Annotated in this window: 19 protein-coding genes; 12 read left to right on the top strand and 7 right to left on the bottom strand. The window is 64.0% G+C overall.

What is annotated here, in order from left to right; genetic code table 11:
* Positions 1–324: 324 nt before the first annotated feature.
* Positions 325–1,101, bottom strand: a complete 777-nt coding sequence (locus LB529_RS04870) for a FadR/GntR family transcriptional regulator (RefSeq protein ID WP_224710402.1) — start codon at positions 1,099–1,101, stop codon at positions 325–327.
* Between the two features lie 101 nt (positions 1,102–1,202).
* Positions 1,203–2,099 (bottom strand): NAD-dependent epimerase/dehydratase family protein, encoded by an 897-nt coding sequence (locus tag LB529_RS04865; protein ID WP_224710401.1) that lies wholly within the window; start codon positions 2,097–2,099, stop codon positions 1,203–1,205.
* 97 nt (positions 2,100–2,196) lie between these two features.
* Here LB529_RS04865 and LB529_RS04860 point away from each other — a divergent pair, with 97 nt between their 5' ends.
* Entirely contained in the window at positions 2,197–3,186 is a 990-nt protein-coding gene (locus LB529_RS04860; RefSeq protein WP_224531881.1) for an NAD(P)-dependent oxidoreductase, read from the top strand.
* Between the two features lie 103 nt (positions 3,187–3,289).
* Here the strand turns inward: LB529_RS04860 and LB529_RS04855 are convergent, their stop codons facing one another.
* A complete protein-coding gene (locus tag LB529_RS04855) occupies positions 3,290–4,279 on the bottom strand; it encodes a sugar-binding protein (protein WP_095768910.1) in 990 nt (329 codons plus the stop codon).
* Positions 4,280–4,730: 451 nt separating this feature from the next.
* Between LB529_RS04855 and LB529_RS04850 the strand changes: the two genes are divergently transcribed.
* From LB529_RS04850 to LB529_RS04800, 11 genes are all read left to right on the top strand, one after another.
* On the top strand, positions 4,731–5,474 hold the full coding sequence (locus LB529_RS04850) for an ATP-binding cassette domain-containing protein (RefSeq protein ID WP_095768909.1): 744 nt from the start codon (positions 4,731–4,733) through the stop codon (positions 5,472–5,474).
* Between the two features lie 40 nt (positions 5,475–5,514).
* On the top strand, positions 5,515–6,513 hold the full coding sequence (locus LB529_RS04845; protein WP_224531877.1) for an ABC transporter permease: 999 nt from the start codon (positions 5,515–5,517) through the stop codon (positions 6,511–6,513).
* A 313-nt stretch (positions 6,514–6,826) separates the two neighbouring features.
* Positions 6,827–7,654 (top strand): AraC family transcriptional regulator, encoded by an 828-nt coding sequence (locus LB529_RS04840; RefSeq protein ID WP_140838870.1) that lies wholly within the window; start codon positions 6,827–6,829, stop codon positions 7,652–7,654.
* A 266-nt stretch (positions 7,655–7,920) separates the two neighbouring features.
* Positions 7,921–8,364: an SRPBCC family protein gene (locus LB529_RS04835; protein ID WP_224710400.1), complete on the top strand. Its 444-nt coding sequence runs from the start codon at positions 7,921–7,923 to the stop codon at positions 8,362–8,364.
* A 12-nt stretch (positions 8,365–8,376) separates the two neighbouring features.
* The gene (locus LB529_RS04830) at positions 8,377–9,171 is read left to right on the top strand and encodes an FAD binding domain-containing protein (RefSeq protein ID WP_224710399.1); all 795 of its coding nucleotides are present in this window, start codon (positions 8,377–8,379) and stop codon (positions 9,169–9,171) included.
* 58 nt (positions 9,172–9,229) lie between these two features.
* Positions 9,230–9,712 (top strand): (2Fe-2S)-binding protein, encoded by a 483-nt coding sequence (locus tag LB529_RS04825; RefSeq protein WP_140838876.1) that lies wholly within the window; start codon positions 9,230–9,232, stop codon positions 9,710–9,712.
* A gap of 11 nt (positions 9,713–9,723) precedes the next feature.
* Positions 9,724–11,091 (top strand): xanthine dehydrogenase family protein molybdopterin-binding subunit, encoded by a 1,368-nt coding sequence (locus LB529_RS28965; protein WP_263497110.1) that lies wholly within the window; start codon positions 9,724–9,726, stop codon positions 11,089–11,091.
* 1 nt (position 11,092) lies between these two features.
* On the top strand, positions 11,093–12,097 hold the full coding sequence (locus LB529_RS28960; protein WP_263497109.1) for a xanthine dehydrogenase family protein molybdopterin-binding subunit: 1,005 nt from the start codon (positions 11,093–11,095) through the stop codon (positions 12,095–12,097).
* 7 nt (positions 12,098–12,104) lie between these two features.
* Positions 12,105–12,986, top strand: coding sequence for an AAA family ATPase (locus LB529_RS04810; protein WP_224710398.1), 882 nt, complete (start codon positions 12,105–12,107; stop codon positions 12,984–12,986).
* Between the two features lie 149 nt (positions 12,987–13,135).
* Complete coding sequence (locus LB529_RS04805; protein ID WP_224710397.1) at positions 13,136–14,254, top strand: vWA domain-containing protein; 1,119 nt, start codon at positions 13,136–13,138, stop codon at positions 14,252–14,254.
* Complete coding sequence (locus LB529_RS04800; RefSeq protein ID WP_224710396.1) at positions 14,254–15,141, top strand: amidohydrolase family protein; 888 nt, start codon at positions 14,254–14,256, stop codon at positions 15,139–15,141. The genes LB529_RS04805 and LB529_RS04800 overlap by 1 nt, the downstream gene beginning before the upstream one ends.
* A gap of 171 nt (positions 15,142–15,312) precedes the next feature.
* On the opposite strand, the gene LB529_RS04795 is transcribed toward LB529_RS04800, so the two are convergent.
* From LB529_RS04795 to LB529_RS04780, 4 genes are all read right to left on the bottom strand, one after another.
* Positions 15,313–15,720: a carboxymuconolactone decarboxylase family protein gene (locus LB529_RS04795; RefSeq protein ID WP_224710395.1), complete on the bottom strand. Its 408-nt coding sequence runs from the start codon at positions 15,718–15,720 to the stop codon at positions 15,313–15,315.
* Positions 15,721–16,086: 366 nt separating this feature from the next.
* Positions 16,087–17,583: a sugar ABC transporter ATP-binding protein gene (locus LB529_RS04790; RefSeq protein ID WP_224710394.1), complete on the bottom strand. Its 1,497-nt coding sequence runs from the start codon at positions 17,581–17,583 to the stop codon at positions 16,087–16,089.
* Positions 17,583–18,635: a hypothetical protein gene (locus LB529_RS04785; RefSeq protein ID WP_224710393.1), complete on the bottom strand. Its 1,053-nt coding sequence runs from the start codon at positions 18,633–18,635 to the stop codon at positions 17,583–17,585. Before LB529_RS04785 ends, LB529_RS04790 begins: the two co-directional genes overlap by 1 nt.
* On the bottom strand, positions 18,632–20,755 hold the full coding sequence (locus LB529_RS04780) for an ABC transporter permease (protein ID WP_224710392.1): 2,124 nt from the start codon (positions 20,753–20,755) through the stop codon (positions 18,632–18,634). Before LB529_RS04780 ends, LB529_RS04785 begins: the two co-directional genes overlap by 4 nt.
* Positions 20,756–20,829: the final 74 nt, after the last annotated feature.

Here is a 20,829-nt window from a genome sequence, read left to right as displayed (position 1 = left end):
AAGCTCGCTATCATCGCCGTCGCAAGGAAGCTCCTGGTCGTCCTCAACGCTATCATTCGCGACAAAACCGCATTCGCGTGAACACAGTTGCCATGCCGTTACATCGACCGAAGTGTGCAACGGTGCAGAATTCTGAACCGCCGCGGCGCTTCCAAGTCACGGCATGGATCCTCGGGTCTGCGCGCGTCGCTTCGCTCCTTGCTCCGCCCGTGGATGACGACCGCGATAGGCGTCTGGGCCAATCGCCAAGGCATGGGATCTGCCAACGCACGCACGGGCAGCGGTCAAAGTTTCTGTGCTGGCGAACTGGTCCGGTACAAGACCCTAGCGCGACCGGATCACTTCGTCGGTATTGGCCAGCAGCTTGCGCACCGCATTGCGCGCCGCGTCCGGCCTTTGCAGGCGGATACTGCGTTCGATCGCCTCATGCAGTTTCTGGGCGTGCTGCAGATTGTCGAGCTCGCGCGTCGTATAGCTGAAGAGATGGTCGAAGGCAGATTCGATCAAGACGCCCAGCGGCACCAGCAGGTCGTTGCCTGAAGCCCTCAGGATGGCAAGGTGGAAGCGCGTGTCGGCCCGGGTGCGCTCCTGCAGGTTGGTCGCCTCGCCCATCTCGCGACAGGCCTGGCTGATCTCGGCCATCTGCTCGCGGGTGCGCCGCATCGCCGCGAAGGCCGTCGCCTCCGGCTCGATGATGTGGCGGAACTCCTGCACGGTCTTGAGGAACACCTCGCGGTCCGGCGAGGTCGCGTACCAGGCGAGCACGTCGCGGTCGAGAAGGTTCCAGCGTTCCTTCGGTTCGACCCAGCTGCCGATCTTCGGTCGCGAGGCCAGAAGGCTCTTTGCCATCAGCATCTTGATCGCCTCGCGCACCGCCGAGCGGCTGACGTCGAAGGTCTCCGACCATTTGGCCTCATTGGGCAGGATGGTGCCCGGCGGATAGTCGCCGCGCACGATCCGAAGGCCGATCTCGCTCGCAAGCGAAGCATGCACGCTGGCACCCGGGATGCGTGACGCGTTGGCCCGGCGAACGCCGGACGGACGCTCTGCCGCTGCCATTTTTGTCGGCCTCTTTTCGTTGTTCGGCTTAGCGTCCCGCATGGTTCCACAAAATCCCGTTTTCAGAAGCTGTCAAGCAGGGCAAGCCCGCTTTGCCGCAATGCGCGAGGATGTGCACAGATCAACCGGCATTTGCCGCCGGCTCACGCCGTCTTGACGTATTTGCGCCAGCTGTGCTCGGGCTGAAAGCCAAGCACATCGCGCGCCTTGCGGTTCGAAAGCAGCGTCTCATATTCGCCAAGCTCGGCCTTGACCGGCACGCCCGGATAAAAGCGCTTCAACAGCTCCGCCGTCGGCAGGTCCGACGAGGTGTCGTCGTTGGCCGCGTTGAACACCTGATAGCCCAGGCCGTCCTTCTCGATGGCGCGCAAGGTGATCTGGCCGAGATCGCGCGCATCGATATAGCTCCAGGCGATGCGCTTGCGGAAACCCGGATCGGCGAACCATTTCGGGAATAGCGAATATTCATGCGGCTCGATGACATTGCCGATGCGCAGCGCATAGATGTCGAAGCCGCTGCGCAACGCGAAAGCCCGCGCGGTCTTCTCGTTGACGATCTTCGACAGCGCATAGGAGTCCATCGGGTCGACGTCATAATCCTCGTCGAGCGGGAAATGCGTCGGATTGCGAGGCTCGTTGGCGAAGACAAGACCGTAGGTCGTCTCGCTGGAAGCGATGATAACCTTGCGGATGCCGAGCTTCACCGCCGCCTCGATGAGATTGTAGGTGCCCATCGCGTTGATGCGGAACACCTCGTTGTCCGGCGTGATCATGATGCGCGGGATCGCCGCGAAATGCACCACGGCGTCGACCGGCTGCGCCCTCAGCGACGGGTCGAACTCGTGCAGGCCCATATAGCTCGACAGCGCGTTGAAAACCTGGCCGCTGTCGGTGATGTCGGCAATCAAAGTGCGCACTTTCGGATTGTCGAGCGGCTTGGTGTCGATGTTGAGCACCTGGCAGCCATGTTCGACCAGATATTCCACGACATGCCGGCCAGCCTTGCCGCTGCCGCCGGTGAACATGATCCGCTTCGTCATTTTGCTCTCCACAATGCTAGATAATTATGTGTATTGTCAGACAATATGACATTCCGCGATCGCCCGCCACCCGCGATCCGCGGAAACCTTCTGGACAATCGCCCGCCGCGCGGGCGCCCATCACCATGAAAGACAGGGAAGAGACGACATGAGCACCACCGCTGCCCGCGACAACATCGGTTTCATCGGCCTTGGCCTGATGGGGCACGGCATCGCCAAGAACATCGTCGACAAGGGCTATCCGCTGACCTTCCTCGGTCGCAAGAACCGCAAGCCGGCGGAAGACTTGGCCGGACGCGGCGCCAAGGAAGTTGCCACGTCCAAGGAGGTGGCCGCGGCCTCCGACATCGTCTTCATCTGCGTCACCGGCTCGCGCGAGGTGGAGGCGATCATCCGCGGCCCCGACGGGCTGAAGGAGGGCCTGAAGCAAGGCTCGGTCGTCGTCGATTGCTCGACCTCCGATCCGGTCTCGACAGTGGCCCTGGCCGCCGAACTCAAGGCGCTCGGCGTCGACTATGTCGATGCGCCGCTCAGCCGCACGCCGAAGGAGGCCTGGGAAGGCACGCTCGACGCCATGGTCGGCGCGCCGGACGCCGTGTTCGCCAGGCTGAAGCCGGTGCTCGAGACCTGGGCCGGCCGCATCGTTCATATCGGCGATACCGGCGACGGCCACCGCATGAAGCTGCTCAACAACTTCATCTCGCTGGGCTACGCCGCGATCTATTCCGAGGCGCTGGCGTTGGCCGAGAAGGTCGGCATCTCGCCGCCGCGCTTCGACAGCGTCATTCGCAACGGCCGCATGGATTGCGGCTTCTACCAGACCTTCATGCGCTGGACGCTGGAGGGCGACCGCGACGCGCACAAATTCACCATCGCCAATGCCTTCAAGGACCTGACCTATCTGGAATCGATGGCGGGCGCGGCCGGCATCGCCAATCCTCTGGGCAACGCGACCAAGAATTCCTTTGCGACAGCCTTCGCCGCCGGTCCCACGGAACAGTATGTGCCGATGCTCGCCACGCATATCGGCAAGCTCAACGGCGTCGACCTGATGCCTTCGAAGGACGGCGTGAAGCAGAAGATTTAGGCGGGAGCCGCCCTGCCCTGTTCGACGGCGGGAGCAGGCGCCGAAAAGGATAGGGGCGCCCACTGGGCGCCCCTATTTTGACACTTCTGGATGCAGCCAGAGCCTACTTCTGGATGCAGGTGTCGGCCGTTTCCTTGGTGCATTCGTCGAGGCCGGTGAAGACCGGATCGTCGACCTTCTTGCCGCCGATGAGGTCGATCATCACCGAAGGCGCCTTGTAGCCCATTTCGAACGGCCGCTGGCCGACCAGCGCGGTCACCAAGCCTTCCTTGGCGATCGCCACCTCGTCGCCGATCGTGTCGGCGGCGCCGATGACGAACTCGTTCTTGGCGATCTTGTCGGCCATCGGCTTGAACAGGTCGCGATAAGGCTGCGGCGCGCCGAACAGCGGCCAGCCACCCATGATGCCGAAGGCGTCGAGCTTCGGGTTGGCGGCGAGGATGTCGGTCATCGCCTGCACGCCTTTGGCGCCGTCGTCATTGGTGAACACCGGGCAGCCGGGAGCTTCGGTCCAGCCACCTTCGCCGGCAAGTGCTGCAAGACCTTCCTTCCCGGTCAGGGCATCGCGCATGCCTTGCGCGCGACGCAGGATGTTGTCGGCCGCCGGATTGCCCTCGATCGTGCAGATCGTGCCGCCATTCGGCTTGGCCTTCTTGATGTACTCGCCGATCTTCTTGCCCATCAGGTAGTTGTCGGTGCCGAGATAGGTCTTGCGAAGGGCGGCGTCTTCCTTGGCAAGGTCGGCGTCGACCGTCATGATCGGGATCGACGGATTGGCGCTCTTGATCGTCTGCGCGATCAGCGGCGCGTTCGACGGCGAGATCGCCATCGCCACCGTGTCTGGCTTGCTCAGCATATCCTGCACGATCTGCGCCTCGCCGGCCTCGTCGGAAGTCGATGCCGGGCCGGTGTAGAAGCATTCATATTCCGAGCTGGCGTTTTCCTTGTTCCACTTCTCGCAGCCCTGATGGATGGCTTCGAAGAACGGATTGTCGAGACCCTTCACAACGATGACGAGCTGTTTCTTGGCCAAAGCCGGCCCGGCGCCCAACGCCATGGCGGCGACGGCGGCAAGCAAAAGTGTTTTCCTCATGTCAGTCCTCCCTTGAAACAGACGGACACCGCGTGCCCGCCACACTGATCAACCCGGATACACAAGAACCACGACGACCATCTCATGATGTTCGCGCCCCGCGCCGGGCTGATAAGCATTTGCCGATCCGTCCGCCCGAATACCGATGCAGCCGAATCCTTTACCCTCAAACCATCTGCCTGCCTCCGCCGGATAGACGGACGATTGGCAAAGTCTTGTTCCGAAGCTTAGCTAATATCGGCTTTTCGCCAGCGTCAATTGCTATTTGTCCTACAAAACCGATTTTTCGTCGAGTCTCGAAATTAATCGTCAGACAATTGATTGACGCCCCCGTCCGCTTTTGCCTAAATGCGTCGACGCACCGTTCGGGAGGAGATGGACGGGGCGAGACGCAAGCGGCGCCGCCGGGTTCGGTGGCCAGTTGCGCCAACAACGGGGAGGCTTAAGGCTGGTGTCGGTTCTGGAACTCGCCAACATCTCGAAGCATTTCGGCGCCATCCAGGCGGTCAACGATGTCTCGTTTTCGCTGGAAGCTGGTGAGGTCGTCGGCCTGATGGGCGACAACGGTGCCGGCAAGTCGACGCTGGTGAAGATGATCGCTGGCAATTTCCACCCGAGCCACGGCACCATGCGGCTGGAGGGCAAGGACCTTGTCATGCACAAGCCGGCGGATGCGCGCCAGCACGGCATCGAGATCGTCCACCAGGACCTCGCGCTCTGCAACAACCTGACCGCCGCGGCCAACGTCTATCTCGGCCGCGAGCTGCGCCGCGGCTTCGGTCCGCTGCGCATTCTCGACTATGGCGCGATGTACAAGCGCGCCGGCCAGCTCTTTGCCGAGCTGAAATCCGAGACGCGGCCGCGCGACCTCGTCAAGCAGATGTCGGGCGGCCAGCGCCAGGCGGTGGCGATTGCCCGCACCATGCTGTCGCAGGCCAAGATCGTGCTGATGGATGAGCCGACGGCGGCGATTTCGGTCAGGCAGGTCGCCGAAGTGCTCAACCTCATCCGCCACCTGCGCGATCAGGGCATCGCCGTGGTGCTGATCAGCCACCGCATGCCCGACGTGTTCGACGTCGCCGACCGTGTTATCGTCATGCGGCGCGGCCGCAAGGTGGCCGACAAGAAAATCGCCTCGAGCTCGCCCGAGGAAGTCACCGGGTTGATCACCGGCGCCATCGAACAGGTTGCGTAGTCGCGTGGATCGGGCGTCCACGCCTCAGGAAAGGTCGATAATGGCAGTCACACTTGACCAGACGATCGCGCAGAAGCAGCACACCTTCCTGTCGCGGCTTTTTGCCAACCAGACTTTCTGGGTGGTGATCGCGGTCATCCTGGCCTGCCTGTTCCTGTCCGTCGCCACCGATTCCTTCGCCACGTCGAAGAACATCTTCAACATCACGCGCAATATCACCTTCGTCGCCATCGTCGCGCTCGGCATGACCTTCGTCATCATTACCGGCGGCATCGACCTTTCGGTCGGCTCGGTGCTTTGCCTATCCTCGATGGTGCTCGCCGTCACCATGCATGCCGGCTATTCGATCGAGGTGGGCATCCTGGCCTCGATCGCCACCGCGCTTGCGATCGGCGCCTTCAACGGCCTGCTCATCGCCTATCTCGGCTTCCCGCCTTTCGTGGTCACGCTCGGCATGCTGTCGGTGGCGCGCAGCCTTGCCATGGTCGCCTCGAACAACACCGTGGTGTTCCAGTTCGGGCCGGACCACCAGAAGCTTTTGTCATTGGGCGGCGGCGCCTGGGTTTTCGGCATCGCCAATCCGGTGCTCTACATGATCCTCCTGGCGGGGATCACCGGCTTCATCCTGCGCTGGACCAAATTCGGCCGGCACATCTTCGCCATCGGCGGCAATGAGCATGCGGCGACGCTGACCGGCGTTCCCGTCAAGCAGATCAAGGTCGTCGTCTACATGATCTCGGCGCTGTCGGCAGGGCTTGCTGGCATCATCCAGACCGGATGGCTGGGCGCCGTCACCACCAATCTCGGCAACGGCATGGAGCTGCAGGTGATTGCAGCCACCGTCATCGGCGGCGCCAATCTCGCCGGCGGCGTCGGCACCGCGCTCGGCGCCATCGTCGGCGCCGCCCTCATCGAGGTGATCCGCAACAGCCTCGGCCTGCTTGGCATCAACGCCTTCTGGCAAGGCACCTTCATCGGCGGCGCGATCATCCTGGCGGTCCTGTTCGACCGCATCCGCAATTTCAGGCGTAGTGACTGAAGTGCGCCGCCTCGCCTTCTCCCCTTGTGGGAGAAGGTGGATCGGCGCGATAGCGCCGAGACGGATGAGGGGTGTTCCAGCGGAGTGAGACGCTGGCTTTCCCTGGAGCACCCCTCATCCGTCGCCTTCGGCGACACCTTCTCCCACAAGGGGAGAAGGGAAAGCCGCGCCTATCGCCCAGTCTGAAAATCCGCCCCGACGGCGGCCTCCAAACGTCTGTCATCATTGCGCGCCTTGACGCAACCGCAAGCTCAGCCGCACTATTGCCCGGCAGGCGAAGGGAGGCCAGTCGCCTGCGGGAGGAACGATACCCATGACGGACGCGATCAGGCTCTATTGGGGCCGGTTCGGACATGTTTCCGTGCTGAATGTCGCCAACGACTTCGTCACCCATGCCCATGGCGAGGCTCATCTCATCATCTGGCTGGAAGGCACGGCAGGCGAAATGACCATCGGCCGCGAAACGGTGCGGCTTGGGCCTGGCACCGCGGCCGGCATCAATTCGTTCCAGCCGCACAGCCACGCTCTTTCCCGCGACGGCAAGCCCGGCCTGTTCCTCGCCTTCTATATCGACCCGGACTGGGCGCGTCGGCGCCGCGACCTGCCCTCCTCCGCGCCGCTGTTCGCGCAAGCGGCGATCACGCTGGAGCCTTGGCTGCACCAGGCGGCGGCGAACCTGCTCGATCACCTGGCCGACAATGAGAGCATCGACGACGTCGCCAATTACGAGATCGAGCGTTTCATCGACAGCGTTCTCGATGCGGCCGATACATCCGCACCACAGATAGCCCGCGCGCGCATCAACACGATGCTCGATTTTCGTGTCCGCAAGGCGATCCAGTTGATGAAGGCCAATGTCTGCGAGCGCATCTCCTTCGACGACGTCGCTCGTTCGGTCGGGCTCTCCCGACCGCATTTCTTCGCGCTGTTCAAGGAACAGACCAATCTGACGCCGAACGTCTACTGGAACACGCTGCGCATGGAGGAAGCCGTGCGGCAACTGCAGTGGTCGCAGGAACCGCTGATCTCGGTCGCCTGCAATCTCGGCTTCACCACCCAGGGTAATTTCTCGCGCTTCTTCCGCGACCATGTCGGCGTGCCGCCGACGCTCTACCGCGAAGCCGCGCGGGCGACAGCGTAAGGCGCTTTGAGATTCAGGTCAGGCCGAGCCGGAGTCGAAGACGGGCGCGAAGCGACCAAACCGGATGGCTTCCGAGAACCGGAGCGGAGCGTACTTTAGGTACGTGAGCACCGGAAGCGCAGGAGGCCACCATTTGCAGGCCGTCATCACCTGAATATCGACGCGCCGGTTTTTCCGACTGGTTGATATGCGCTCAAGACGCATTGATAAGCGCCGGCCCGCCGGCCGCCCTAGCCTGCTCCCGATCTTTGCAAGGGAACCAGTCTATGGCGAAAGTCACCATCTCCAGCGTCATCGACGCGCCGGTCGAGCAGGTCTGGGCGCGCATCCGCGACTTCAATGGTTTGCCCGGCTGGCATCCGCGCATGGTGGAAAGCCATATCGAGGACGGCAAGGACGCCACCGCGATCGGCTGCGTGCGCAACTTCCAACTGGTCAGTGGCGCGCGGCTGCGCGAGAAGCTGCTCGATTTCTCGGATGAGAATTTCCTGGTCAGCTATTCGATCCTCGAGACGCCGCAGCCGCTCACCAATCACAAGGCGACGCTGCAGTTGCGGCGCGTCACCGACGGCAACCGCACCTATGCCGAATGGACAGCGAGCTTCGACGCCGCGCCCGAAGAGGCCGACAAGCTGGCCGAGGGCATGGGCGCCAACGTCTTCCAGGGCGGTTTCAACGCCCTGAAGGCCCATTTCGCCAGCCAGAGCTGACGGGAGCGCGCCATGTCGCTTGCGCTGCAGACTTTTTCGAGCGTGAAAGACGCCAACGCCGCGCTGCAGGCCGCCGGCGCGCGTTATCTCGGCGGCGGCACGCTTGTGGTGCGCGCCGCCAATGAAGGCGACGTTTCCGTCTCCAGGCTGATCCGCGTCACCGATCCCGGCCTTTCGCAGATCGCGGTTTCCGGCGGCAAGGTCCGGCTCGGGGCTTCGGTCACCATGGCCGCGATTGCCCGCCATCCAGAACTCGCCGCGCTTGCGCCGGCTGCGCGCGCCGTCGGCGGGCCGGCGATCCGCAACATGGCGACCATTGGCGGCAATCTGTTCGCGCCTGCCCCTTACGGGGATTTCGCGGTGGCGCTGCTGGCGCTGGACGCGACCGTCATCACCGAAGACGGCGAAGTGCCGATCGAGACTTTTTTGGCCGATCGCGACACCAGCCGCGCCATACTGGCGGCGGTGGATATTGCATTGCCTAAAGCCGAGAGCTTCCGCTTCCTGAAAGTATCGCGGGTCAAGCCCAAGGGTGTGTCCGTGCTGAGCATCGCCGCGCTTCTGGAGCTCGCATCGGACGGCACGGTGACCTCGGCGCGCATCGCGCTGGGCTGCATGGCCGATCGTCCAATGCGCGCTTTAGCGGCCGAAAAGGCGCTGCTCGGCTGCAAGCTCACGCCGCGGGAGATCGCACCGGCCCTGACCGCCGCGAGCGAAGGCATCGCGCCGATCACCGACCCGATCGCCAGCGCCTGGTATCGCGCCGAGGTTCTGCCGGTCCATCTCGGCCGGCTGCTGCTTGACTAATATCCGTGGGAGACGCGCGTCTGTCCGGCCGACCCGGGCAGGCGCGCAGGGAGGAAAAATGGCGAAGGTCCCGGTTCAATTCACACTCAACGGCTCGGAGAAAGCCGAGTTCGTCGAAAGCGGCACGACGCTGCTCAATGTGCTGCGCGACAAGATCGGCGACACCTCACCCAAGGGGGGTTGCCACCAAGGCACCTGCGGCGCCTGCTCGGTCATCATCGACGGAGAACTCAGGCTCTCCTGCCTGACGCTGGCCGAAACCTGCGGCGGTGCCGACGTCAGGACCACCGCCGGCCTTGCCGAAGGCGGTGTGCTGCATCCGCTGCAGCGCGCCTTCCTCGATGCCTTCGCCACGCAATGCGGCTTCTGCACGCCGGGCATGATCATGGCCGCGAAGGTTCTGCTCGACCGCACGCCCAACCCGAGCCGCGAGGATGTGGTCGAGGCGCTGTCCGGCAACATCTGCCGCTGCACCGGCTACGAGCCGATCATCCAGGCGGTGCTGCTTGCGGCGCGCGCCAACTCGCAGAACGCCGCCTGAGGGGACGAGCCATGGAACTGCGCAAGGATTATTTCGCCGATGTCCGCAAGGACGGCCTGCATGAGATCGGCCAGGGTCGCCCGCGGCTCGACTCGCCGGGACATGTCACCGGCAAGACCGTTTATTTCGCCGACCGAAACTTCCCGGGCATGCTGCATCTGAAGATGGTGCGCAGCCCGCACCACCATGCCCGCATCCGCTCGATCGATACGTCGGAAGCGGAGAAACATCCGGGCGTGGTGCGCGTGCTGACCGCCAAGGACGTGCCGCACAATGTCTACACCATCCTGATCCTGATCCAGATCGGTCCCGAGGACGAAACCGTGCTTGCCGACGGCAAGGTGCGGTGGAAGGGTGAGGCCGTGGTGGCGGTATTGGCCGAGACCGAGCGCGCCGCGCAGGAAGCCGCCGCCAAGGTCAAGGTCGATTACGAGGTGCTCCCCGCCGTCTTCGACATGGAGGAAGCGCTGAAGCCAGGCGCGCCTTTGGTTAACGAATATCACGGCCAGAACTACTACCTCTATGACAGCGGCGAGTGCCGCAAGGTGCGCTTCGGCGATGTGGAGGCAGGCTTTGCCCAAGCCGACCACATCCACGAACAGTCCTACCAGTCCTCGCCGATCGAGCACGCACCGACCGAAACCACGGGCTGCGTGGTGGCGCCCGAGGGCAATGACCGCTTCACCTGCTACACCAACACGCAGGCGATGTTCTTCACCCTCGACAACACCTCGATCATCCTGCAGATGCCGGGCTCGAAGCTGCATTTCGTCGGCGGCACCGTCGGCGGCGGTTTTGGTGGCAAGGTCGACGTCATCGTCGAGCCGGTTGCTATCCTCGCGGCCAAGCTAACCGGACGCCCGGTCTGTTTTATCTATAGCCGTAAGGAGGAGATGCAGATCTCCTCGCCGCGCGCAGCCGAGAAAGTCGTCATCAAGGACGGCGTCATGAAGGACGGCCGCATCGTCGCGCGCAAGGTGACCGGCTATACCGACGCCGGCGCCTATTCGCGCCACTCGCCCTATGGCGCGCAGAAGGGCGCGGCCCACTATCCAGGCCCCTATACGATCCCGAATGTCTGGATCGACACCTATTGCGTCTACACCAACCGCACCCCTTCGTCGGCCATGCGCGGCTTCGGCGTCACCATCGGCGACTTCGCGCTGGAGGTGCAGATGGACAAGCTGGCGCGGCTGATCGGCATGGATCCGCTCGAGTTCCGCTTCATCAACGCCTATCGCGACGGCGACATGAAGGCGCATCGCCAGCCAACCGAAGGCGCGGCGCTGATCGAATGCATGCAGGAAGCCTCGCGCGTCGCCAACTGGCCGGTCGCGGAAAAATACATGACGATGTCCTCCTACAGGAAGGAAGCCTGAGATGGCGATCCGGCGTGGACGCGGCATCGCCGCGATCAACTATCCGACCGGCATGAATCTCGGCGGCGACCCGACCCAGGCGCTAGTCCATTCGACCCCGACCGGCAACTTCATGGTCACGCTCTCCAGCGTCGATCTCGGCCAGGGCATGAAGCAGATCATGGCGCAGATCTGCGCCGAGACGATCGGCGTGCCGACCGACCGCGTTGTCATCGACACCGCCGACACCGACACCGGCCCGCACTGCATGGGCACCTTCGCCTCGCGCGGCACGCACCGCGCCGGCAACGCCGTCATCCAGGCGGCCAAGGAAGCCCGCCAGGTGATGCTGGAAGTGGCCGCCGAGGAGCTGGAGGTGAATGCGTCCGACCTCGAGACCGACGGCGAGGGCAACATACAGGTGAAGGGCGCGCCGCAGAAATCGATCTCGATCTTCGACGTGGCGCTGTCGGCGCATTTCAAGCGCGGCCGCTCGATCTCGGGGCGCGGCATGTTTCTCATTCCGCGCTCCTACCCGGAGAAGGAGACCGGCGCGATGAAGCCCTCCACCTGCTACGCCCATGCCTGCACGGTGGCCGAGGTCGAGGTCGACGACGAGACCGGCGAGGTGACGGTGCTTACCGTGAAGAACGTCTTCGAGATCGGCCGTGCGCTCAACCCGAAAATGGTCGAGCAGCAGCTCGTCGGCGGTTCCTGGATGGGCATCAGCCACGCGCTCTATGAGACGACCGAGCCCTATTATCCGAGCCGCGACCATGGCGGCACCGACTTCAACCAGTATCTGATGCCGGGCCCGGGTGACCTCGCCGAGACCCAGATCATCGTCTTGGAGCGTCCTTCCGCCGATGGGCCGTTCGGCGCCAAGGGCCCGGGCGAGATGTGCGCCAACCCGCAGATCCCGGCCGTCGCCAATGCCGTCTTCGACGCGATCGGCGTGCGCATCGACACGCTACCGATCACGCCCGAGCGCATCCTGCGCGCTCTGAAGGCGCAGGCCGCGGGCTGAGGGGAAGATGACTAGCGCCGACGCCGTTACGGTCGCGGCTTCGCCGGAGGCGATCGCCGCGCGCCTTGCCGCTTCGCGCTACCTGGCCGACGACAGCCTTGCGACGGCGATCTTCCTCGCGATCCGCCTGGGCAAGCCGCTGCTGCTCGAAGGCGCGCCGGGCGTCGGCAAGACCGAGGCCGCCAAGGCGGTCGCCGAACTGCTTGATCGCGAGCTGGTGCGGCTGCAATGCTACGAAGGCATAGACGCCGGGCATGCGCTTTACGAGTGGAACTACCAGCGCCAGTTGCTCGCCATCCGCCATGCCGGCGAGCACGAGATCGATATCTACGACGATCGATTCCTGATCGCCCGACCGCTGCTGCAGGTGCTTCGCGCGCCGGAGCAGCGCGTGCTTCTGGTCGACGAGATCGACCGCTCGGATCACGAGTTCGAGGCGCTGCTGCTCGAATTCCTCTCAGACTTCCAGATCAGCATCCCGGAGCGCGGCACGATCCGTGCCGCGACGCAGCCGATCGTCATCCTCACCTCCAACCGCACGCGCGAGCTGGCCGAGGCGCTGCGCCGCCGCTGCGTCTATCATTGGATTGGCTATCCCGACGCCCAGCGCGAGGCCGAGATCATCATGCTGCGCGCGGGCCATGTTGCGGAAGCGACGGCAAAAGCGGTGGCGAATGCCGTGCAGGAGATCCGCGCGCGTCCGCTAGCCAAGCCGCCCGGCATCGCCGAAGCGGTCGAATGGGCGAATGCCGCCACCATCCTCGAGAAAGGCGGCAGCCCGTGGCCGCAAGCCTTCCGCCGCGCCATCGGCGTGCTGATCAAGGACGAGGAGGATTTGACTGCCATTGCGCCTGAGCTGGGGAGGATTGTCGAGGAGGCGCTGGGGTGAGCCGCGACCTCGACAACCCCTTCGCCCCGTTTACGGGGAGAAGGTGCCCCGAAGGGGCGGATGAGGGGCAGCGCCACACTGGGCAGAAGGTAGCGTTGCCCCTCACCTGCCTGCCGGCATTCTCTCCCCGTAAACGGGGAGAGGATGCCTTGCCTCGCGCCGCCGCACTCTTCCTCGGCTTCGCCCGTTTGCTCCGTGATCACGCCTTCGCCATCGCGCCCGAACAAATCACCAGCTTCATGCAAGCGGTGACCCTGCTCGGCCCGCGCTCGATGAACGACATCCGCGAAGCAGCGTTCGCGACGCTTGCGCCCTCGCCCGATCGCCGCGACGAATTCGAAGCGCATTTCCGCGCCCATTTCTACGGCGACGCCAAGCCTTCGATCGAAGGCGAGAAGGACGACGAGACCCGCGTCAAGGACGATCGCGGCACGCGCGAGGAAGAGAAGCAAACCATCCGCCAGGTGAAAAGCGGCGAGCTCTCCTCGGCGCTCGAGCAATTGAGCAGCCGCGATTTCCAGCGCGACGCCGATGGTCTCGGCCAGTTCCGCCGCAAGCTCGCCTCCGCCCTCCCCGCGCGCCGTTCTTTCCGCACCATGCGCACGCGTTCGCGCGGCACGCTCGACCTCCGGCGCTCGCTCAGCGAAATCGTCAGCGCCGATGGCGACATCCCCTCGCCGCTGCTGCGCCGGCGGCAGGAAGTGCCGCGAAAGCTGCTCCTGCTCATCGATATCTCCGGATCGATGAAGCTGCACACTGCCGACTATCTCAAGCTGGCTCACGCGGCGGTGCAAGGCGCAGACCGCGCAGAAGTCTTCACCTTCGGCACGCGGCTTACCCGCATCACCTCGGCGCTGCGCATTCGTGACCGCGAGCAGGCGCTCGCCCGCGCCGGGGCGCTCGTCGACGATTGGGACGGCGGCACCCGCATGGGCCCGACCTTGCTCGCCTTCCTGTCGGTGCCGCGCTTCTCCGCCTTCGCGCGCGGCGCCTGCGTCGTCATCCTGTCCGACGGACTGGAACGCGGCGATCATTCCGACCTCGAAACCGCGATGCGCCGGTTCAGCGCCCGCGCCTTCCGGCTGTCGCTGGCGAGCCCGCTCGCCGGCGATCCGCGCTTCCGCCCGGCGACGTCGGCGCTCCGCGCCATCCTGCCGATGCTCGACGATCTCGTCGACGGCTCGTCGCTGAGAAGCCTCACCGATTTCATCCTGTCGCTCGCCCATCCTGCGCCCGCGGCTTCAGTCGTCTGGAAAAGGATATCGTGATGCAGAAAGCCATCGACGCGCATTTCCACATCTGGCGCCAGAAGGACCAGCCCTGGCTGGTCGGACCGATGGTGCCGCGCATCTTCGGCCCCTACGAGCCGATCCGCCGCGACTATCCGATCACGGAGTTTCTCGAGGACCAGAAAGGCTCGGGCGTCGAGAAGGCCGTCTATGTCCAGACGAACTGGGCCAAGGAGGATTTCGAAAAGGAGGTCGCGTTCCTGCAGAAGACGGCGCAAGAAACCGGCTGGCCGCATGCCATCGTCGGCTATGCCGACATGACGGTCGACGACGTCCGCCCGCAGATCGACCGATTGAAAAAGTATCCGCTGCTGCGCGGCGTGCGCATGCAGCTTCACTGGCATGAGACGCCGGCCTTCCGCTTCGCCGCTTCGGCCGACCAAGTGATCGATCCGAAAGTGCGGAAGAACGTGGCGCGTTTGAAGGATTACGGCCTCTCCTTTGACCTGCAGCTCTTTCCCGCGCAGATGAAGGACGGGCTGACACTAGTCGGCGAAAACCCTCAGACGAATTTCATCCTCACCCATGCCGGCATGCTGACCGGCATGGAGCCGGAAACCACCGAAGCATGGAAGGCGGGTCTGCGCACGCTTTCGGCAGCGCCCAATTTCTACGCCAAGCTCTCGGGGCTCGGCACCTTCGTCCACCGCAACGACCCGGAGCTCATCGCCTACATCGTCGACAACGCGGTCGAAATCCTCGGCAGCGACCGGCTGATGTTCGGCTCGAACTTCCCGATCGAGAAGCTCTGGACCAGCCATGCCGAGCTGATCCAGGCGCACCGGGCAGCGGTGGCGAAGCATGGCGCGAAGGCCGAAGCGAATATTTTCTGGAATACGGCGGAAAAGGTTTATCGACCGGTGTAGCGCGGCTTTTCCTTCTCCCCTTGTGGGAGAAGGTGGATCGGCGCGAAGCGCCGAGACGGATGAGGGGTGCTCCAGAAGACACCAGCCTCTCACTCCGCTGGAACACCCCTCATCCGACCGAGCTTCGCTCGGCCACCTTCTCCCACAGGGGGAGAAGGAGAAGCCGGCGCCTCACTTCACCTCGAATTGCGGATCGACAGGAATCTGCATTGCCGTGACCAGGTGATTGGTCTGGCCGGCAAGCCCGATGATCGACACAAGCTCGCCATGCTGCGCGTCGGTCATGCCCTTGGCGCGGGCGGCGGCCGTGTGCGAGTGGACGCAATAGGAGCAGCCATTGGCGGTCGAGACCGCGATATAGATCATTTCCTTGGTCAGCGGATCGATCGCGCCGTCGGTGACCATCACCGCTTTGAGCTGCTCCCACACCCGTTTCAGCGCCGCCGGATCATTGGCCAGCCCGCGCCAGAAATTGTTCACGAAGTCGGATTTTCGCGTCGCCCGGATATCGTCGAACACCGCCTTCACCGCCGGGATCTTTTCGACCTCGGCATCGCTGAGGAGTTTTGTGGTGGCCATGGTGTTTCCTTTCGTTTAAATCGCCGGTCGAGGTCATTGAACCAAGTGTTGCGCATAGACAGCTAACGTGTTTCTCCGATTCAGTTTTTAGCTCGAAGCAACACACTGCCGCGGACATTGGCCGAAGCACCTCAGCATCGTCATTCCAGGGCGGAGCAAGGAGCGAAGCGACGCGCGCAGACCCTGGAATCCATTCCGTGACCTCGCGCGAAGGGTGCGGCGAAGCAGAATTCTGCACCGTAGCGGCGCCTGAAAGCCGCGGCATGGATCCTCGGGTCTGCGCGCGTCGCTGCGCTCCTTGCTCCGCCCGTGGATGACGACGTCGCGGAGGCTCCGGCCAATTGTCAAGGTGCCACCAGCGACACCCTAATGCACCGCCGCGTACATGATCTTCTCCTCCGTCGCCTCCGCCGGCGAGAACTCCTCGACGATACGGCCCTGTCGGCAGACCAGGATACGATCGGACAGGTTCATGATCTCCGGCAGGTAGGACGAGATGACGACGACGGCGAGGCCCTCGTCGGCCAGTCGGTTGATGATCTGGTGGATCTCGGCGATGGCGCCGACATCGACGCCGCGTGTCGGCTCGTCGAAAATGACGATGCGCGGCTGCTGCACCAGCCCCTTGCCGATCACCACCTTCTGCTGGTTGCCGCCGGAAAGCTCGACCACACGGGCGTTGTCGTTGATCGCCTTGATGTTGAGTGTCTTGGTCCATTCGGCCGAGAGCTGCCGCATCTCCTGCTGGTTGATCACCCAGGCCTTTTCGCGGCCCGCGGCGAGCAACCCGCCAAACAGGTTCTCGGCGACGCCCATCGTCTCGAAGATGCCTTCGCTCTTGCGGTCCTCGGTGACGTAGACGATGCCGTCGGCCACCGCCTCGCTCGGCACGAGGTAGCGCACCGGCTTGTCGTCCAATTCAATCGCGCCACCGCGCAAAAAGTCGCGCTTGTAGATGCCCGAGACGATCTTGAACGTCTCGGTGCGGCCCGATCCGATCAGGCCGAATACGCCGGTGATCTGGCCTTCGAAGATCGAGAAGGAATTGTTGCGCACAATGTTGCTCATCGAGATGTCCTGCACCGAGAGCACTTTCTTGCCGGCCTTGCGCAGCTTCGTCTCGTCGCGCTGGCGGTAGATCTGTCCCGACAGCGAGCGCCCAACCATGGCAGCGACGATCCTGTCGCGGTCGAAGGCGGATGCCTCGTCGGTGATCACCAGTTCGCCGTCGCGCAGGATGGTGATGCGGTCGGCAATCATCAGCGCCTCTTCCAGCGCGTGGCTGATGAAGACGATCGACACGCCGCGCGCTTTAAGCCTCCGGATCAGCGCGAAGAAGTGGCGTTTCTCTTCCGGCGTCAGCGTCGCCGTCGGTTCGTCGAAGATGATGATCTCGGCATTATGGTGGACGGCGCGCGCGATCTCGACCATCTGCCGCTTGGCCGCGCCCAGCGTCGCCACCATCGCGTTGGGATCGACCGGAAAATTCAGCGACTGCAGGAATTGCTGCGCCGAGATGTAGGTGCCGCGCAGCCGGTTGAGGAATTTCTCGGTGCCGAGATAAAGGTTCTGCGCCACCGTCATCGACGGCACCAGGCTGGTCTCCTGGAACACCATGGCGATGCCCGCTTCCAGCGCGGCGTGCGGCGAGGCGTAAGCCGTCTCGACGCCCTTGTGGAACATCTTGCCCGAAGTCGCGTCGACGACGCCGGCGATGATTTTGGTCAGCGTCGACTTGCCGGCGCCGTTCTCGCCAAGCAGCGCATGGATCTCGCCCTTCCTCAGATCGAACGTGACGTTCTTTACCGCCGGCACGCCGCGATAGGTCTTGGTGACGTTTTCCAGACGGACGATCGGTTCCATCAGAAACCTCCCGAAGCGAGGTCGAGCGCCAGCACGCAATCACCGCCCTTCGAGGCGACGAACAGGCGACCGTCCTTTTCCGCCACGCTGCAGATGCCGTGCCGCGTGCCGTTGGCGCGGCTGTGCAGGCTGAACTGCGGCTGCAGGGCCCGGTCGAGTTTCACGACGAGCCCATAGGAGCGGCTGGGCGACCACGGCTTGTGGATGCCCATGGTGCGGATGCCGCCGCATTGCAGCGGCTCGAGGAAGCTGCGGTTGGAGGCCAGCGCCGGCGCAATCCAGTAGGCTGGCGGCACCTGGCCGATCATGTCGCGGCGATAATGTGTTTCCTGCAGCACGAATTCGATCAGCCGGTTGCGCGGCGCAAACAGCGTCAGCCATGCGCCGCCGCCGGCCGGCGCCAGCCGCGCCGGATAGCCGGGCAGATGCGTCAGCACCGTGGTGCGGTTGCCAGTCGCGCCGTCAAAGCGCACGAGCTGGTGGCGCCAGCTTTCGCTCACCAGCACGTTGGCGCCGACCGGGTGAAGCCCATAGGGAAAGGCGACGTCTCCGGCGATCTTCTGAAAACCGATGCCACCCGCCCCGCACCGCCACAGCGAACCGGATGCGCCCTTCTTCATCAGGTCGGTCGCCCATTGCGACGGAGCATGTTCGCTGGAGCCATTGGCCAGCCACAGCGTGCCGTTATCGGCATAGGCAAGCGCTGTGATGCACCTTAATTCGGCCGGCAGCGAAACCTCCTTGCCGGCAATCAGCAGTCTGCCGCTCTCCAGCCCGACGGTCAGTTCGCCCGATGGCGACAGCGCCAGCGCGGTGATGGGGGATTGAAAGGTTTCGACCGCGACGGGCTCGGAACCAGCCGCAACCGCCAGGATAGCGTTGCCGCTGGAGACAAGCAGCCGCCCGTCAGACACCAGCAGATTGTCCGGCTCGCTCAGTTCGGCGAAGGCCGGCGCGTCGTCCAGCCGCGTGTTGGGGCGAAAGGCGCCGTCGAGCGGCGGTATGGTGACCGCCTTGCCGCGAAAGACATCCAGGATCGGATCGAGGATCATGGCTTGTCTCCCCAATAGGAAGCGGGGCTCGTCCAGTTCGGGTCCGCACCACTGATCTTGTAGCGCCCGATGCGGTTGTTGAGGATGCCGCCGACGAACAGGTAGCCCTTGTGCTCGCGCATCGAGGTGACCATCGGATGCGCGTTGCCGGAAAGATCGCCGAGCGTCTCGACAATGCCGCCCTTCTCGTTGAACTTCACCACGCCGCCGGTGTTGATGTTGGGAAACAGCCACTCGTCCTGCGGCAGGCGGCGCGTCATGCGCTTGCGCATGTCGGGATGGCGCAGCGATAGGTCGAAGCTCGGCGTGCGCATGCCGAGCCACGCCATCCAGTAATTGCCGTCCGAGGCACGGTTGATGTTGTCGGGATAGCCCGGCATGTCGCGGATGACGCATTCGGCGGTGCCGGCCTTCGGCCCTTCCAGCCAGTAGCGATGCACGCGGCAGGCCCAGCTTTCGGCGAAAAACAGCGACTTGCCGTCATGCGCCATGCACACGCCGTTGGTGTAGCGATAGCCGTCCAGCAGCGTCTTGGTCGAACCGTCCTTCGGATCGTAGGCCAAAAGGCGGCCCGTGGCGCGGTTCTCGATCGAGTCCAGCGCCCAGTCATGGGCGTCATAGCGCTTGGTCGAATCCGTAAAATAGATGCGGCCGTCAGGCGCGATGTCGCAATCGTTCGGGTCGCGCAGGCGCGCATCGTCGACGATCGAGGTCCAGGAGCGTGCCGTCTCTGCCGAGAGGCGCTTCACCTCCCGGGCCGGCGAGACCGAATAGAGCCCCATGGCGCCGACGCAGCTGATCAGATTGCCGTCCCGGTCGAAGGCCAAGCCCAGCGGAAACCCGCCGATATGGGCAAAGACTTCGGAACGCCGGTAGTTCGGTGCGAAGAAGCGGACGATCTCGCCATGGCGCGTGCCGCAGTAGAGATGGTCGTCGCGGTCGAGGATGACGTCCTCTGGCCCTTCCAGCTCGCCGAGCCCGATATGGTCCGCCGCCGAGAGCCGATTGTCGAGCTCGTAGGACGTGCCGGAACCGGGCGCGGCCGATTGCGTCTCGCCCATCTTGAGGTAGACCGGCGCGACATAGACCTCGTTCAGCACCTTGTGGCGGTTCTTCAGCCAGCGGATGTCGATGGTGACGGCGACGGCCAAAAGGATGCCGAGCACCATCTGGTTGGTGCCGGTGCCGTAGCCGAGCCGGATCAGCCCGTTGGTCATGGTCAGAACGATGATGGCGCCCATCAGGCCCTTGACCACCGAGCCGCGTCCGCCGCCAAGGCTGACGCCGCCGACCACCGCCGCCGTCAGCGCCATGATCTCGAGATTGAGCCCGGTGCCCGGCCCCGCCCCGCTCAACCGGCAGGCGATCAGAAAGCCGCCGATCGAGGCGCAGAAGCCGGAAAAGACGTAGGTCATGAACACGGTGCGCCGCACCCGGATGCCGGCATTATGCGCCGAACGACGGGAGCCGCCGACCGCCAGCACATGCCAGCCCGGGCGCGAGCGCGTCAGCGCGATATGCGTGACGACGGCGAGGATGATGGCCAGCCAGACCGAGACCGACAGGCCCCAGAACGTGCCGTCGCCGATGAAGTCGAGCACATCGGAACTTGCCTGGGAAAGCTGCACGTCGGCGGCATAGGTGGTGACGAGAATGTCGAACAGCGCCCGCCCGAAAATGAAGGTGACCAGCGTTGTCAGGAAGGCACGCAGCCTGAGATAGCCGACGAGGTAGCCGTTGATGGCGCCGAAGACGAGCCCCGTGCAAAGTGCCGCGGCCAAGGCCAGCCAGATCGACTGTTCGAGAATGAAGAAGACGTAGACGGCGGAAAAGCAGGACAGCGCGAAGATTGAGCCCACCGAAAGATCGATGCCGCCGCCCAACATCACCACGGTCATGCCGATGACGACCAGCGAGAACTCGCCGAGCTGTCGCGTGGATTCCTGCAGCGAGGTGAGCTTGAAGAAGCCCGGAATGATCGAGCCGAACACGCCGAGCGTCGCCACCAGCGCCAGGAAAGGTATGGCGTTGTCGGTCCAGCGCTTGGTCAGGATCTCGCCGATCAGATGGTCGGGCACGAGATTGTAGCGCCAGGCCTGGAGGCGTTCACGGAAATTCATCGGCTGCCGCTGTCATTAAAAACGGGAAAGAGGCGGCCGGAACGATCCGGCCACCCCGTGGATGCTTTTACGGC

It is taken from the genome of Mesorhizobium sp. CA5 (genome assembly GCF_020165105.1).
Lineage (GTDB): Bacteria > Pseudomonadota > Alphaproteobacteria > Rhizobiales > Rhizobiaceae > Mesorhizobium.
Note: the sequence above shows the minus strand (reverse complement) of the source record. Positions and strands in the feature narration are given on the sequence as shown.